We start from the raw sequence: 13,996 nt of genomic DNA on the forward strand, positions 1-13,996 counted from the left end.
CCCCGTCTCCCCTGTCTGGCCTACGCCCGTTCCGGAAACAGCCCGCGCAGACCGTCGCGCGACGCGGCGCAAACGCCGCGTTCGGTGATCAGCCCGGTCACAAGCCGGGACGGCGTCACGTCGAAGGCGTAATTGGCGACCGGACTGCCGTCGGGGGTGACGCGCACCGTCTCGATCCGCCCGTCGGCGGTGCGGCCGGTCAGTTCGCTGACCTCGCGGCCATCGCGCTCCTCGATGGGAATCTCCCGCACGCCGTCGGCGATGGTCCAGTCGATGGTCGGCGACGGCAGTCCCACATAGAAGGGAACACCGTTGTCGTGGGCGGCCAGCGCCTTCAGATAGGTGCCGATCTTGTTGCAGACGTCGCCGGTCGCCGTGGTGCGGTCGGTGCCGACGATGCACAGGTCGACCTTGCCGTGCTGCATCAGATGGCCGCCGACATTGTCGGCGATGACGGTGTGGGGGACGCCGTGGTGCTTCAGCTCCCAGGCAGTCAGGCTGGCGCCCTGGTTGCGCGGGCGCGTCTCGTCCACCCAGACATGCAGCGGAATGCCCTGCTCGAAGGCGGCATAGACCGGCGCCAGCGCCGTGCCCCAATCGACGGTGGCGAGCCAGCCGGCATTGCAGTGGGTCAGCACGTTCACCGGTTCTCCCGGTGTCTTGCCCTCCGCCGCGGCACGGATCAATGCTGCGCCGTGTTGGCCGATGGCGCGGTTGATCTCCACATCCTCGTCGGCGATGGCGGCCGCTTCCGCCTCGGCCGCGTCGACGCGCTGCAGCTCGGGGAGCGGCGCCAGCAGGCCGCGCATGCGCTCCAGCGCCCAGCGCAGGTTGACCGCGGTCGGCCGGGTCGCCAGCAGGATCGCGCAGGCGCGCTCCAGCCCCCGGTCGCTCGCATCCGCGCGCAGGGCCAGCGCCACGCCATAGGCGGCGGCGGCACCGATCAGCGGGGCGCCGCGCACCAGCATGGCGCGGATGGCGTGGGCGGCCTCCTCCAGGCTTTTCAGGCGGACGACGGCGAAATCATGCGGCAGCCGGGTCTGGTCGATGATGGCGACGGTTCCCCCGCCTTCCGGCCAGATGGTGCGATAGGCCGTCCCGTCGATCCGCATAACACCATCCTCCAGCTACCTGCCGTTACACCTGACAAAGCAGGATGACTTTGTCGGCACCTCACAATAGGTGGTGGCCGCTGCAGCTTCAACACGGGTAGCGTTCGGCGGAACCGTCACCCGCCGGGCGGTGTTACCGTTTCCGGCTAAGCATGAATGGCCGCACCCCTACATGGTTTCCGACACGATGCCGTTGCGCGCGCTGCGTTCCCAATCCTCCCCGCTCTACCGGCTGCCCGGTTCGGCGCTGGTCCTGATCGCCTGCACGGCGGCCGTTCTGCTGACCGTCGGGCTGTCGGCCGTCTTCGCCTGGCGTGACCGCAACGAGGCGGTCCAGCAGGCGACCGGGGTCGCCGGCAACATCGGGCTTCTGGCGGCGGAACATGCCGCCCGGCTGATCGAGACGGGCGACCTGCTGCTGACCCAGACGGCGACGCTGGCCGGCGCGGCCGGTACGCCGCTGCCCGACGATCAGGCGACCCGCGACCGCATGGCACTGCTGGCGGCCAGCGCCCCCCACATGGTGGGGCTGGAGATCCGCGATGCGTCCGGCGCACTGCGCCTGTCCAGCCTGCCGGACGCGCCCGCCGGCGCCACCCCGGCGTTGCGGCCCGACGGCCGGGCCATCGGCGACGGCCGGATGGGCGGCCGGGCGGTGGTCACGCTGGCGCAGCCGCTTCCCGGCAGCACGCCGCGCGGCTGGGCGGTCGCCGGGCTGGACGCGCGCGCCTTCCGCGACGTCTACCGTGCGCTCGACGTCGGCTATGGCCACAGCATCTCCATCCTGAAGCCGGACGGCACGCCGCTGCTGCGCGAGCCGGAGGGCGGCGGCACCATGGGCGGGCGCAAGGGCGACGACGATACGGCCAGCCACGCCGACGACATCACCGTGGCGCGCCCGGTCGGCGACACCGGCCTGTCGGCCGTGGTGACCATCGCCACCGGCAGCGTTCTGCAGCGCTGGACGGAGCGGCTTTGGATCTACGCGGCCTTCGCCGCGGCGGCCTGCGCCACGGTCGCGGTGATCGGCGCGCTCGCCATCCAGCGTGCCCGGCGCGAACGCGAGGCGGAGGACGCCCTTCAGCACGCCTACGATACGCTGGAGGAGCATGTCCACCAGCGCACCGCCCAGCTGGAGCGCGCCAATGCCCAGTTGGAAGCCGCGGTGACCGACAAGGAGGTGCTGCTGAAGGAGGTGCAGCATCGGGTGAAGAACAACCTTCAGGTCATCTGCAGCCTGCTGCGCCTCCAGGCGGCCCGCATCGACGAACGGGCCCGCCGAGGCTTCGACGAAAGCCTTCGCCGCATCCAGACCATGAGCCTGCTGCACGAGTTGCTCCACCGGTCCGACGAGCCGGCTCACCTCAACTTTGCCGACGCGTTGCGCCAGATGTGCGACGGGCTGGTTCGTTCCGACAATCCGACAGCCGCCCGGCTGGAGCTGGAGACAGAGGACTGGATCGTCGATGCCGACCGCGCAACGCCGCTGGCCATCGCCACCAGCGAACTGGTGTCGAACGCGCTGCTGCACGCCTTCCCGCACGGACATCCCGGCACCGTCCGGGTCCTGCTGGAGCGGGAGGAGAGCGGCATGCGGCTGATCGTGCGCGACGACGGGGTCGGCCTCCCCGCCGGCATGCCGAGCCAGCACAAGCGCCCCAGCCGCGGCGGCGCCAGCAGCGGGTTGGGCCTGAACCTGGTGCAGGCCCTGTCGCACCAGGCCGGCGCCACCCTGAAGATCGAACGCGACGGCGGCACCATCTTCACCCTGACCATCCCCAACCTGCCGGTGCGCCAGCAGGCCCGGAACGCGGCGTAAAACCGGGAAGCGAACGGCGCACAAATGGAAAGGGCCTCCCCGTCCATCCGACGGGGAGGCCCTTTATGACTCATGCAGTCAAAGCCCCTCTCCCCTTGCGGGAGAAGGGCATTCGAAATGGAGCGGCTACTCCAGCATGCTGCGCAGCATCCAGGCGGTCTTGTCGTGGATCTGCAGGCGCTGGGTCAGCAGGTCGGCGGTCGGCTCGTCGCTGCCCTGCTCGGCAGCCGGGAAGACGCTGCGGATGGTGCGGGCGGCGGCCTCGTGGCCTTCGACCAGCTGGCGGATCATGTCGTTCGCCTTCGGAACGCCGACCTCTTCCTTGATCGAGGCCAGTTCCGCGAACTGCGAGAAGCTGCCCGGCGCCGGGTAGCCCAGCGCGCGGATGCGCTCCGCGATTTCGTCCAGCGCGGTCCACAGCTCCGTGTACTGGGTCATGAACATGGTGTGGAGCGTGTTGAACATCGGCCCGGTGACGTTCCAGTGGAACGAATGGGTCTTGATATAGAGCGCGAAGGTATCTGCCAGAACCTTGTTCAGCCCTTCGGCGATGGACTTGCGGTCTTCGTCCGAGATCCCGATGTCGATCTTCATCTTTCGATCCTTCTTGTTGGGTCCTGCATCATACCCCGGCATCGGCACGGCCGTCACCGGCCTCCGCCCCGCCGCCTCGGACATCAGCTTGGGCGCAAGCGAATGGTTTCAAGACTGATGCGACCAAACTTCGCAGATGGCAGGGCTGCCCAACGAAAGGGGAGTGGCAGGACCGGCGCCCCTCACCCCGCCCGCAGCCGCCCGATGAAGTGCTTGACCTCGCGGCTCAGCGTCACCGCCTGCCCGTCGAGCAGTTCCGCCGCGCGCAGGACCTCGCCGGCAGCGGTGCCGGTCTCGCCGGCGCTGGCGGAGACGGTGGCGATGGTGCGGGACACGTCGCTGGTGCCCGCGGCAGCCTCCTGCACGTTGCGGGTGATCTCCCCGGTCGCGGCGGCCTGCTGTTCCATGGCGCCGGCGATGGAACCGACGATCTCGTCGATGCCGACCACCGTCTCGCCCACCCCCCGGATCGCGGCGACGGCGGCGCCGGTCACCTGCTGCATGGCGGCGATCTGGGTGCCGATGTCCTCGGTCGCCTTGGCGGTCTGGTTGGCAAGGTTCTTCACCTCGCTGGCCACCACGGCGAATCCCTTGCCGGCCTCCCCCGCCCGCGCCGCCTCGATGGTCGCGTTCAGCGCCAGCAGGTTGGTCTGCGCCGCGATGGAGTTGATCAGGCCGACGATCTCGCCGATGCGGTGGGCGGCGTCGGACAGGCCGACGACATGGCCGTTGGTCTCCTCCACCGCCCGCACGGCGCCGCGCACCATGTCGAAGGAGCGGCGGACCTGGGCGCCGATCTCGGCGATGGAGGCCGACATCTCCTCCGTCGCGGCGGCGGCGGTCTGGACGCTGGAGCCTGCCTGGGCGCTGGCGGCGGCGACGGTGGCGGCCTGCCGGTTGGCGCTGTCGGCGCGCTCCAGCATGCCGGCGGCGTTGCTGCGCACCTGATGGGCGCCGGCCCCCACCTGCTGGACCACCTCGGACACGCGGGCCTCGAACAGGTCGGCCAGTTCCCGGATGGCACGGTGCTTCTCCGCCTCGGCCTCCGCCTTCTGGCGCTGCTGGTCGGCGGTCAGCCGCTCCACCTCGCGGGCATTGGTCTGGAACACCTCCAGCGCGCGGGCCATGGCGCCGATCTCGTTGCGCATCCAGCCGCCCTCGACCACCCCCTCCAGCTTGCCTGCGGCGAGATCCGTGGTGGTGCGCGAGAGTTGCTGCAACGGCCGGGTGATGGAGCGGGCGAGCACCAGCCCGGCCACCATCATCGCCAGCAGCAGCCCGCCCATCACCAGCGCGAAGTCGCGCCGCGCCGCGGCGGTGGCGTCGCGGGTTGCCTGGGTGGCGGTGGCGGTGGAGCGGCCGATGGCGGCCTGCGTCTCCATCACCTTGTCCTTCAGGGCGGCGAACTGGGCGTCGGTGTGGGCCATCATCGGGATGCCGATCAGGCGGTCGATGGCCGCCATCTGGTTCATCTCGTCCACCGCCTTGGCATAGGCGCCGAGCCGGGCCGACACCTCGTCCAGCATCGCCCGCTCCGCCTCGGCCAGCGGCAGGGCGCGCAGTTCGGCGATCGCGGTGCGCGCCTTGGCCAGGTTGGCGGCGATGGCGTCGCGCATGGCCTGGAGCTTCGCCTCCTCGATGCCCGAACCGGACAGGGCCAGATGCCGCGACACGTCGCTGTGGATGACATAGGCGATGGCGACCAGCCGGTCGATGCGGCCCAGCCGCTCCGCCGCCACGCTGTGGATGCCGTCCACGGCGCCGAGCGCCTGCTCCGACTCGCGGTCGGCCAGGACCAGAGCCGCCACCGTCAGGACGATCCCCATCAGGGGCGCCGCGAACACCCGGCCCGCCACCGACAGGCCCGACAGACGCGCAAAGACACCGCCGCTCATCCTCATTCCCCCATCAGCGTCGCCGGACGGTCACCGCGTCACGCGGCGGCCGTCATTTGCCGTCGTCACTTGTAGATGCCGACATAGGCGACCAGTTCCTGGCCGGGCACGCGCTTCACGTAGGTGATCTTCGGCTCGATCTTGTTGCTGGCGGGGTTCAGCCAGCGGTACTCGACCCAGCCCTCGCCCTTGTCCTTGGCGACGGCCAGCACGTCCTGGACGATGAAGCGGCCATCCGGGTCCTTGACGTTGATGACGCTCTGCCCGACGCCGGCCGGACGCGGCGGATAGACCTTCCACACCCCGGCGAAGTCGATGACGTTGACGTAGATCTCGCCGTACTTGAACGGACCGTCGGCGTTGAAGGCCTTGGTCGCCTCGTCCAGTCCCTGCGCGGCGATCAGGTCCGCCGCCTTCAGGGTGATGGACTTCGCGTCCTCCTGCGTCGGCTGGGCCACCTGGGCGGCGGCAGGAGTGGACAGCGGGGCGGAAACGGCAGTCCCGGCGGCGATCAGGCCGGCCACCAGCAAACGAAACCACAGGCGCATATGCATTTTCCCCAAGGACTGGAGGCCTGCCGGCGGACGCCGGACGGCCCGTCGATTGTTGTCCGGCCGTCGTCGCTTTTGCGCGCAGCCATTTTCGGATCAAGCTACTAGCAGAAGGTTTCATGCATTTGTCCGCCCCATTTCGTCGCGGTCATTTCGCATTGCAACATAGCAATATTGCAGGGAACCCTTCACCGCACACATCCTTGAGACGTACTTCATTGAATTTGAACGCCTTAGCCGCGCAAGCCGCCGATCGGCACCGAAGTGGGCATGGCTGCCGCACACGGATGCGGCCTATCGACGCATTGAAGGCACCCTCCCCTGCCGAGCCTGCGCTGCCGAATTCCGGCGCGGAGCTCGGCTGCGTGACGGTTTGCCGCCCCTTTTTTCCATCGACAGCCGCGCCGTTCGGGTGGAGCATCGAAAGTCCGATGCGGGCGTTCCGCCGGCCCCGGACCCGATGCGCCATCCCCGCACCCGTCCGCCGCCGCCCGTCGCCCCACCCGGATGTGCTGGTTTTTCCAAGTGACTGTCTAGAGCCACACGCGAACGGGCCGCCACGGCGGCCGGCACCAGCGCCCCATTCCCGGCGCGGCCCGGCAGCCCGGCCCCTCCTAGAACGGCCGGAATGGCCCGAAGCTTCCACGGGAGGTGTGAATGCCGCATACGCAAATCCGGACGGCGCGCTGCGCGGCGCTGGTCGGCCCCTATCTCGCCGGCAAGACGACGCTGCTCGAAAGCCTGCTGTTCGCGGCGGGGGCCGTCACCCGCAAGGGCAGCGTGCGCGACGGCAACGCCGTGGGCGACAATTCGCCGGAGGCGAAGGCCCGGTCGATGAGCACCGAGTTGAACGTCGCCTCCTTCGATTACCTGGGCGAACGCTGGTCGGTCCTGGACTGCCCCGGCTCGGTGGAACTGGCGGGCGAGGCGCAGGCGGCGCTGATGGCCGCCGACATCGCCATCGTGGTGGCGGAGGCGGCGCCGGAGAAGGCGGTCCTGCTGGCCCCGCTGTTCAAGGTGCTGGACGACCACCGCATCCCGCATCTGCTGTTCATCAACAAGATCGACACGCTGGGCGACCTGCGGGTGCGCGACGTCGTCGCCGCCTATCAGGAGGTCTCGACCCGCAAGCTGGTCCTGCGCGAGGTGCCGCTGCGCGAAAACGGCCAGATCACCGGGCTGGTCGATCTGGTCAGCGAACGTGCCTGGCGCTTCAACCCGCACAAGCCGTCCGATCTGGTGGCCCTGCCCGACAGCGTCCGCGACTGGGAAGCCGAGGCGCGGCAGGCGATGCTGGAATCGGCGGCCGACTTCGACGACGCCCTGCTGGAAAAACTGCTGGAGGACATGGCCCCCGACAGCGCGGAGCTGTATGAGACGCTGGCCCACGAGCTGGCTGACGACCTGATCGTCCCGGTCTTCTTCGGATCGGCGGAGAACGACAACGGCATCCGCCGCCTGCTGAAGGCCCTGCGCCACGACGGGCCGGAGGTCGGCGTCACCGCCGCCCGCATCGATATCCCGTCGGATACGACGGCGACGGCCCAGGTGGTCAAGACGATGATGGGCTCCCATGCCGGCAAGCTCAGCCTCGCCCGCATCTGGCGCGGCACCGTCACCGACGGCATGACGCTGGGCGGGGAGCGGGTGTCCGGCATCTTCCAGCTGTTCGGCCGCGACCAGACCAAGGTGCCGCAGGCGGCGGCGGGCGATCTCGTGGCGCTCGGCCGGCTGGAAAAGGCGGCGACCGGCGACCGCCTGACCGAGAAGGCCAATCTCGGGCCGACTGTCGACTGGCCGGCCGCCGCCCCGCCGGTGCATGGGCTGGCGTTGCGCGCCGAGAACCGCAACGACGAGGTGAAGCTGTCCGCCGCCCTGCAGAAGCTGCGGGAGGAGGACCCGTCCCTGACTCTCGACCAGTCGCCCGAAACCGGGGAACTGGTGCTGTGGGGCCAGGGCGACGTGCATCTGAAGCTGGCGATGGACCGGCTGCGCAGCCGCTTCAACGTCGCGGTGAAGGGCCAGCCGCCGCAGGTTCCCTACAAGGAGACGATCCGCAAGAGCACCAGCCACCACGCCCGCTTCAAGCGCCAGACCGGCGGCCACGGCCAGTTCGCCGACATCCATGTGGAGATCAGGCCTCTGCCACGCGGATCGGGCATCCAGTTCGAGGATGCGGTGGTCGGCGGCGCCGTGCCGCGCCAGTACATCCCGGCGGTGGAGGCCGGCGTGCGCGAGGCGTCGGTCCGCGGCCCCCTGGGCTTCCCGGTGGTGGACTTCGCCGTGAGGCTGACCGGCGGCCAGTTCCACGCCGTCGACAGTTCCGACATGGCCTTCAAGACGGTGGCGCGGCAGGCGATGGCCGAAGCCCTGCCGACCTGCGAGCCGGTGCTGCTGGAGCCGATCCTGACCGTCACCATCGCGGTGCCCAGCGCCTTCACGCCCAAGGTGCAGCGTCTGGTCAGCGGCCGGCGCGGCCAGCTTCTGGGCTTCGACGCGCGGCCGGGCTGGCCCGGCTGGGACGAGGTGAAGGCGTGCATGCCGCAGGCCGACATGCAGGATCTGATCGTGGAACTGCGGTCGCTGACCTTCGGCGTCGGCAGCTACAGCGCCGAGTTCGAGCGCCTGCAGGAGGTGGTCGGCAAGGCCGCCGACCGCGCGGTGGAAATCCGCAAGGACATGCTGGCGGTGCAGTGAAACGCCGCCCCCTTCACCGCTCCGGCATGGAACGGTGAAGGGGGCGGTGCCGCCGGTCGGAACGCGAGAACACTGTCAAGGATCGGAAGGCGAAGTCTCAGCCTTTCAAGATCAAGGCGATCATGATGCCGGCAAAGCTGAGGATGACGACCGAACCGACAATGATGCTGGCGAGCATCTGGGCCGAGATATAAGAGCCGGCGACCGTGCCGGCGATCCGTGCCATTCCTTCCCGCCCGCCCGTCGACGCACTTGCACCGGGGTGCCCGCAGGACGGACAAGTCGGCGCTTCAGCGGAAATCTTGTGTCCGCACGCAGCGCAAGGGACCAGAGCCATTCCGTTCCTTCCCATACTTCGACGTATCAGGATTGCCCTTTCCCACATAGAGCGAAGAACGGAGCATTGCAGCTTCTCTTTCGGCTAAGGGCGCCGCAACCGTACCCGGCGGAATCACGGTGAGGGCGGGCCTCACTTGCGACCACCCAAAACGAAAAGGGCCGGCACCCTTGCGGGGCCGGCCCTTTCCTTACTCAGTCACCACGGCGGTGCGGTCAGCGCAGGTTGCCGCATGCGCGCTGGATGCGCTTGCACGCCTCTTCCAGCGCTTCCGTCGAGGTCGCGTAGGAGATGCGGAAGTGCGGAGCGAGGCCGAAGGCAGACCCCTGGACGACCGCAACGCCTTCCGACTCCAGCAGGTAGGTGACGAAATCCTCGTCGGTCTCGATCACCTTGCCGTCCGGGGTCGTCTTGCCGATGGTGCCGGCGCAGGACGGATAGACGTAGAAGGCGCCTTCCGGCTTCGGGCAGCTGATGCCGGTGGCCTGGTTCAGCATCGACACCACCAGGTCGCGGCGCTGGCGGAAGGCCTCGCCGCGCTCCTTGATGAAGTCCTGCGGACCGTTCAGCGCCTCGACGGCGGCGGCCTGGGCGATGGAGGTCGGGTTGGAGGTCGACTGGCTCTGGATGACGCCGATCGCCTTGATGAGATCCTTCGGGCCGCCGGCATAGCCGATGCGCCAGCCGGTCATCGCGTAGGACTTCGACACGCCGTTGACGGTCAGGGTGCGGTCGTACAGCGACGGCTCGACCTGGGCTGGGGTGACGAACTCCAGGCCGTCATACAGCAGGTGTTCGTACATGTCGTCGGTCATCACCCAGACATGCGGGTGCTTGACCAGCACGTCGGTCAGCGCCTTCATCTCGGCGCGGGTGTAGGCCGCGCCCGACGGGTTCGACGGCGAGTTCAGGATCAGCCACTTGGTCTTCGGCGTGATCGCCTTCTCCAGGTCGGCGGGCTGCAGCTTGAAGCCCTGCTCGGCCGGGCAGGAGACGAAGACCGGCGTGCCTTCCGCCAGTTCCACCATGTCCGGATAGCTGACCCAGTAGGGGGCCGGGATGATGACCTCGTCGCCCTGGTTCAGCGTCGCCATCAGGGCGTTGTACAGCACCTGCTTGCCGCCGACGCCGACGGTGATCTGCTCCGGCGTGTACTTCAGGCCGTTCTCGCGCTCGAACTTGGCGCAGATCGCCTTCTTCAGGGCGGGGGTGCCGTCCACCGCGGTGTACTTGGTGTCACCGGCCTCGATCGCCTTGATGGCGGCGGCCTTGATGTTGTCGGGGGTATCGAAATCCGGCTCGCCGGCACCCAGGCCGATCACGTCGCGACCGGCCGCTTTCAGCTCGCGGGCTTTGTTGGTCACGGCGATGGTCGGCGACGGCTTGATGCGGGACAGGCGGGACGCGATGATCGACATGGCGATGGGCCCCCTCAGGGCTATGGAGACGGTGTGGCGGAGACGTCGTTGAGACGCCTGCACCTCCGGGTGGAAGGCGCGAGGCGGGACCTTACTTCCGCTCCACCCCGGTTGCAAGGCCGGTCGGCCGGTGAAAACCGCCCGGTTCCACGGATTTTCCACCCTGTGGCCGCGCCGTACCGGCGCATCGGCCAAGCCGCATCGGGTCATCGCCGGCGAGCAATCCTGCGCGGCTCCGCCGGTATTCCAGACGCCTTTTGGATGGGAACTGCGGTATTACCAAATCCCGCCACCATCACGCGCAGCATTATTTCTTACGACACAAATGAATGCCATGATAGTCCAAAACTTCCATGTCAGCTTCACTTGACATTTTCGACCAAACCGCGTGTAAAGTCTCGCGTGGGGAACTGAATTCAAGGAAGGGATAAGAACCGTGTTTTCCCGTATAGTGCTTGCGGCCTCGGCCGCACTGATGCTGACCGGCGGTGTCGCTTTCGCTCAGGACGTCATCCAGACCCGCAAGGCCGGGTTCGAGGACTACAAGAAGGCGATGGGCGAGATCAAGGACGCGGTGGGCAAGGGCGATCTGGCCGCCGTCGGTCCGGTTGCCGACCGTATCGACGCCTTCGCCGCCAAGATCCCCGGCCTGTTCCCGCCCGGCTCCGACAAGGGCAAGACGGCGGCCAAGGAAGTGATCTGGGCGAACTTCCCGGACTTCACCGCCAAGGCGCAGGACACGCAGACCGCCGCCAAGGCGCTGAAGGTCGCCGCCGCCTCGGGTGACAAGGCCGCGACGGGCAATGCGTTCGGCGCCATGGCCGACACCTGCAAGGCCTGCCACCAGCGCTACCGCTCCGAATAAGCGGCAGTTCCGACGGACGTCGGCCAGACGGAAAAAGCCCTTCCCCACCGGCGTGGGGAAGGGCTTTTTCTTTGCTGGAGCTCTACTTGACTCCTTACTTGAACACGGGCTGCGGCGTGGCCGGCGTGCTGGCCGGCAGCAGCGGGTAATCGACGCGCGGCTGCTGGCCGGTCAGCGCCGTCAGGAAGGCGGTGATCTTGTCGATCTCCTGGTCGGACAGGGTGGCGCCGAGCTGGCTCGACCCCATCACCGCCACCGCCTGGCGCAGATCCCACACCTTGCCGGAATGGAAATAGGGGGCGGTCAGCGTGACGTTGCGCAGGGTGGGCGCGCGGAAGACATATTCGTCGTCGGCGGTCTTGGTGACGGCGAAGCGGCCCTTGTCGCCCGGCGGCAGGATCTCCGCCCCCGGACGGGTCACGACGCCGAAGGGGAAGTAATCGTGGCCGCCGACATTGACGCCGTTGTGGCAGCCGGCGCAGCCCTTGTCGATGAACAGCTCCAGCCCGGCCTTCTGCGTGCCGGTCAGCGCGTCCGCCTTGCCCTCCAGATACTGGTCGAAGGGTGCGGCGGGGGTGGTCAGCGTCGCTTCGAACGCCTCGATCGCCATGGCGACATTGTCGAAGGTCACCGGATCCTTCTCGTTCGGGAAGGCGTCGGCGAACTTGGCCTTGTAGGCGGGGATGCTGTTCAGCACGGCCATGACGCGGTCGGGCGTGCTGTTCATCTCCACGCCGGCCTGGATCGGCCCCTTGGCCTGGGCCTTCAGGTCTTCCGCACGGCCGTCCCAGAACTGGGCGACGTTCAGCACGGCGTTCAGCACGGTCGGCGCGTTGCGCGGACCCTTCTGCCAGCCATGGCCGACCGAGGTCTCCAGCCCGTCGACGCCGCCGAGGCCGAGATTGTGGCAGCTGTTGCACGAGAAGATGCCGCTGGCCGACAGGCGCGGATCGAAGAACAGCATCTTGCCGAGTTCGATCTTCTCGCGCGTGACCGCATTGTTGCGAATCGCCGGCAGGGTGGCGGGCAGCGGCTTGAACATTTCGCGCGCACGGCCCATCAGGGCGTCGCCAGCCGCGGGCGGATCGGCGGCCGGTGCGGCACCGGCGGTCGCGGCAAGGATGCCCAGGGCTGTGGCGGTCCCGATCAGCAGGCCTTTCAGCGCTGCGGTCGGGCGATGTCCGGATTGTGCGTGCATGGCTGGCTGTCCCCCGGCACGGCCGACATCCTCCACAACCTTCGGCTTCAAAAAGGCAAAGGTCGATCGATCCCGGAAGTCGGGCCGGCGTCATTGGTTCGTTGAGGTTTGGCTCGGATCAATCTGGAGTCATTCTAGACAAGCAGGCGTCCGGCCATAGACGACGAGTTGTCGCACACAACCAATGGCATATGGCTGCGCCCGGGAAAAACGCCAGCGGGAAACGCCAGCGGGAAACGCCCCGGCGAAGACGCCGGATCAGCCGGCGGCGCGCAGCACCAGGAAGACCAGCCCGGCCGACGCGGCCAGGATCGCCAGCGCCAGCGCCGCCGGGGCGCGCCGCGGTTCCGACGTCGCGACACGGCCGGGCAGGCTCTTGCGGCCGGTCACCATCGGCCGGATCAAATTGTCCTTCTTGACCAGCAGGTAGAAGAACACGGCCACCACATGCAGCCCGATCAGCACGAAGATGCCGTTGGCCAGCAGGCGGTGGACCGAGCTCAGCGCCGCCACCATGGCGCCGGAGGCCATCGGCACCAGCGGACCATCGACCAGGATGTCGTCGCTGGTGAACAGGCCGCTCGTCGCCTGGACCAGCAGGATCAGCAGCAGCGCCACCACCATCAGTGCGCCCAGCGGATTGTGGCCCAGGGCGAAGGCAGCTTCCCCACCCGCCCGCGACCGCTTCAGATAGTCCAGGATGGCGCCCGGCCCCTTTACGAAATCGGTAAAGCGCGCGGTCTGGCTGCCCACCACGCCCCAGCCCAGCCGGAACAGCACCAGTATTAGAACTGTTTCCCCCGCCAACATATGAATGGAAAGCATACCAAGCTCGGCTGACAGAATCGCGACAGCCACCGCGGCGACCAGCCCCCAATGAAACAGCCGGGTCGGCAGGTCCCAGACCCGAACCTCACGCCCATGTTTCTCCCGAGTCGCGGTATGACCACTTGCCATGGCTCGATCCTCGCAGTGTTCAGCCGTATTTCCGGCGCTTGTCATCTGCGGCAAAGGGACGGATTCTTTGTCCTGATCCTGAAAACGCCGCAGTTCCGTGTTGGCATCGGTCGAATGGCGAGTCAACAGGCTTGAAGCACCGCCCGGCCGGCGGATATGAGAATGCGACGCATCAGCCGGCGTGCCGGCGCAAAGACAGCCATAAATTTCCTCTTCACCCCCGGTTACAAGGACCCAAGACCATGCCCGACAAACAGCTCCTCCACCTCGTGTTCGGCGGCGAACTCGTGCGTCCGGACACGGACCAGTTCGTCGATCCGTCGAAGCTGCACATCGTCGGCATCTTCCCGAGCTACGAGGACGCCTACAAGGCATGGCGCGGCGCCACCGGCCAGACCATCGACGACGCCCATACCCGCTACTACATCGTCCACCTGCACCGCTTCCTCGACCCCGCGGCGGACGATCACAAGCACTAAGACCGTCAAGCCGGCGCGCGGCCGGCGGGACCCCGTCGCGGGAACCGCCCATGCCGCGCCGGCGTTGACCGGTC

The 13,996-nt window shown here is 68.1% G+C and carries 12 protein-coding genes; 4 read left to right on the forward strand and 8 right to left on the reverse strand.

Annotation, left to right across the window (positions count from 1 at the left end; all coding sequences use genetic code 11):
* Positions 1-20 precede the first annotated feature (20 nt).
* Positions 21-1,112 carry an S-methyl-5-thioribose-1-phosphate isomerase gene (gene mtnA, locus ACWPKK_RS11420; protein ID WP_452003898.1) on the reverse strand — a complete coding sequence of 364 codons (1,092 nt, stop codon included), beginning with the start codon at positions 1,110-1,112 and terminating at the stop codon, positions 21-23.
* Positions 1,113-1,284: 172 nt separating this feature from the next.
* Here mtnA and ACWPKK_RS11425 point away from each other — a divergent pair, with 172 nt between their 5' ends.
* A complete protein-coding gene (locus tag ACWPKK_RS11425; RefSeq protein ID WP_452003901.1) occupies positions 1,285-2,931 on the forward strand; it encodes a sensor histidine kinase in 1,647 nt (548 codons plus the stop codon).
* A 126-nt stretch (positions 2,932-3,057) separates the two neighbouring features.
* Here ACWPKK_RS11425 and ACWPKK_RS11430 read toward each other — a convergent pair whose 3' ends face one another.
* From ACWPKK_RS11430 to ACWPKK_RS11440, 3 genes are all read right to left on the reverse strand, one after another.
* Positions 3,058-3,525 (reverse strand): Dps family protein, encoded by a 468-nt coding sequence (locus tag ACWPKK_RS11430; RefSeq protein WP_014248952.1) that lies wholly within the window; start codon positions 3,523-3,525, stop codon positions 3,058-3,060.
* Positions 3,526-3,707: 182 nt separating this feature from the next.
* A complete protein-coding gene (locus ACWPKK_RS11435; RefSeq protein ID WP_452003905.1) occupies positions 3,708-5,420 on the reverse strand; it encodes a methyl-accepting chemotaxis protein in 1,713 nt (570 codons plus the stop codon).
* 65 nt (positions 5,421-5,485) lie between these two features.
* The gene (locus ACWPKK_RS11440) at positions 5,486-5,968 is read right to left on the reverse strand and encodes a cache domain-containing protein (RefSeq protein WP_452003908.1); all 483 of its coding nucleotides are present in this window, start codon (positions 5,966-5,968) and stop codon (positions 5,486-5,488) included.
* Positions 5,969-6,628: 660 nt separating this feature from the next.
* On the opposite strand from ACWPKK_RS11440, the gene ACWPKK_RS11445 reads away from it, so the two are divergent.
* Positions 6,629-8,668: an elongation factor G gene (locus ACWPKK_RS11445; protein WP_452003911.1), complete on the forward strand. Its 2,040-nt coding sequence runs from the start codon at positions 6,629-6,631 to the stop codon at positions 8,666-8,668.
* Between the two features lie 97 nt (positions 8,669-8,765).
* Here the strand turns inward: ACWPKK_RS11445 and ACWPKK_RS11450 are convergent, their stop codons facing one another.
* Together ACWPKK_RS11450 and ACWPKK_RS11455 are read right to left on the reverse strand one after the other, a co-directional pair.
* Positions 8,766-8,894 carry a hypothetical protein gene (locus tag ACWPKK_RS11450; RefSeq protein WP_452003914.1) on the reverse strand — a complete coding sequence of 43 codons (129 nt, stop codon included), beginning with the start codon at positions 8,892-8,894 and terminating at the stop codon, positions 8,766-8,768.
* A gap of 326 nt (positions 8,895-9,220) precedes the next feature.
* A complete protein-coding gene (locus tag ACWPKK_RS11455) occupies positions 9,221-10,423 on the reverse strand; it encodes an aspartate transaminase (RefSeq protein ID WP_310111336.1) in 1,203 nt (400 codons plus the stop codon).
* Between the two features lie 436 nt (positions 10,424-10,859).
* On the opposite strand from ACWPKK_RS11455, the gene ACWPKK_RS11460 reads away from it, so the two are divergent.
* Complete coding sequence (locus ACWPKK_RS11460) at positions 10,860-11,288, forward strand: c-type cytochrome (RefSeq protein WP_452003918.1); 429 nt, start codon at positions 10,860-10,862, stop codon at positions 11,286-11,288.
* 94 nt (positions 11,289-11,382) lie between these two features.
* Here the strand turns inward: ACWPKK_RS11460 and ACWPKK_RS11465 are convergent, their stop codons facing one another.
* Both ACWPKK_RS11465 and ACWPKK_RS11470 read right to left on the reverse strand, forming a co-directional pair.
* Positions 11,383-12,486, reverse strand: a complete 1,104-nt coding sequence (locus tag ACWPKK_RS11465; protein ID WP_452003920.1) for a cytochrome-c peroxidase — start codon at positions 12,484-12,486, stop codon at positions 11,383-11,385.
* Between the two features lie 258 nt (positions 12,487-12,744).
* Positions 12,745-13,488, reverse strand: a complete 744-nt coding sequence (locus tag ACWPKK_RS11470) for a cytochrome b/b6 domain-containing protein (protein WP_452004769.1) — start codon at positions 13,486-13,488, stop codon at positions 12,745-12,747.
* A gap of 197 nt (positions 13,489-13,685) precedes the next feature.
* On the opposite strand from ACWPKK_RS11470, the gene ACWPKK_RS11475 reads away from it, so the two are divergent.
* The gene (locus ACWPKK_RS11475; RefSeq protein ID WP_085090438.1) at positions 13,686-13,922 is read left to right on the forward strand and encodes a DUF4170 domain-containing protein; all 237 of its coding nucleotides are present in this window, start codon (positions 13,686-13,688) and stop codon (positions 13,920-13,922) included.
* The last annotated feature ends 74 nt before the right edge of the window (positions 13,923-13,996 follow it).

The sequence above is a fragment of the Azospirillum largimobile genome (assembly GCF_977007025.2).

Coding starts and splice junctions, on each gene's coding strand:
- ACWPKK_RS11445 (WP_452003911.1), top strand. CDS start 6,629: ATGCCGCATACGCAAATCCGGACGGCGCGCTGCGCGGCGCTGGTCGGC.
- mtnA (WP_452003898.1), bottom strand. CDS start 1,112: ATGCGGATCGACGGGACGGCCTATCGCACCATCTGGCCGGAAGGCGGG.
- ACWPKK_RS11475 (WP_085090438.1), top strand. CDS start 13,686: ATGCCCGACAAACAGCTCCTCCACCTCGTGTTCGGCGGCGAACTCGTG.
- ACWPKK_RS11465 (WP_452003920.1), bottom strand. CDS start 12,486: ATGCACGCACAATCCGGACATCGCCCGACCGCAGCGCTGAAAGGCCTG.
- ACWPKK_RS11440 (WP_452003908.1), bottom strand. CDS start 5,968: ATGCGCCTGTGGTTTCGTTTGCTGGTGGCCGGCCTGATCGCCGCCGGG.
- ACWPKK_RS11455 (WP_310111336.1), bottom strand. CDS start 10,423: ATGTCGATCATCGCGTCCCGCCTGTCCCGCATCAAGCCGTCGCCGACC.
- ACWPKK_RS11430 (WP_014248952.1), bottom strand. CDS start 3,525: ATGAAGATCGACATCGGGATCTCGGACGAAGACCGCAAGTCCATCGCC.
- ACWPKK_RS11435 (WP_452003905.1), bottom strand. CDS start 5,420: ATGAGCGGCGGTGTCTTTGCGCGTCTGTCGGGCCTGTCGGTGGCGGGC.
- ACWPKK_RS11425 (WP_452003901.1), top strand. CDS start 1,285: ATGGTTTCCGACACGATGCCGTTGCGCGCGCTGCGTTCCCAATCCTCC.
- ACWPKK_RS11470 (WP_452004769.1), bottom strand. CDS start 13,488: ATGACAAGCGCCGGAAATACGGCTGAACACTGCGAGGATCGAGCCATG.
- ACWPKK_RS11450 (WP_452003914.1), bottom strand. CDS start 8,894: ATGGCACGGATCGCCGGCACGGTCGCCGGCTCTTATATCTCGGCCCAG.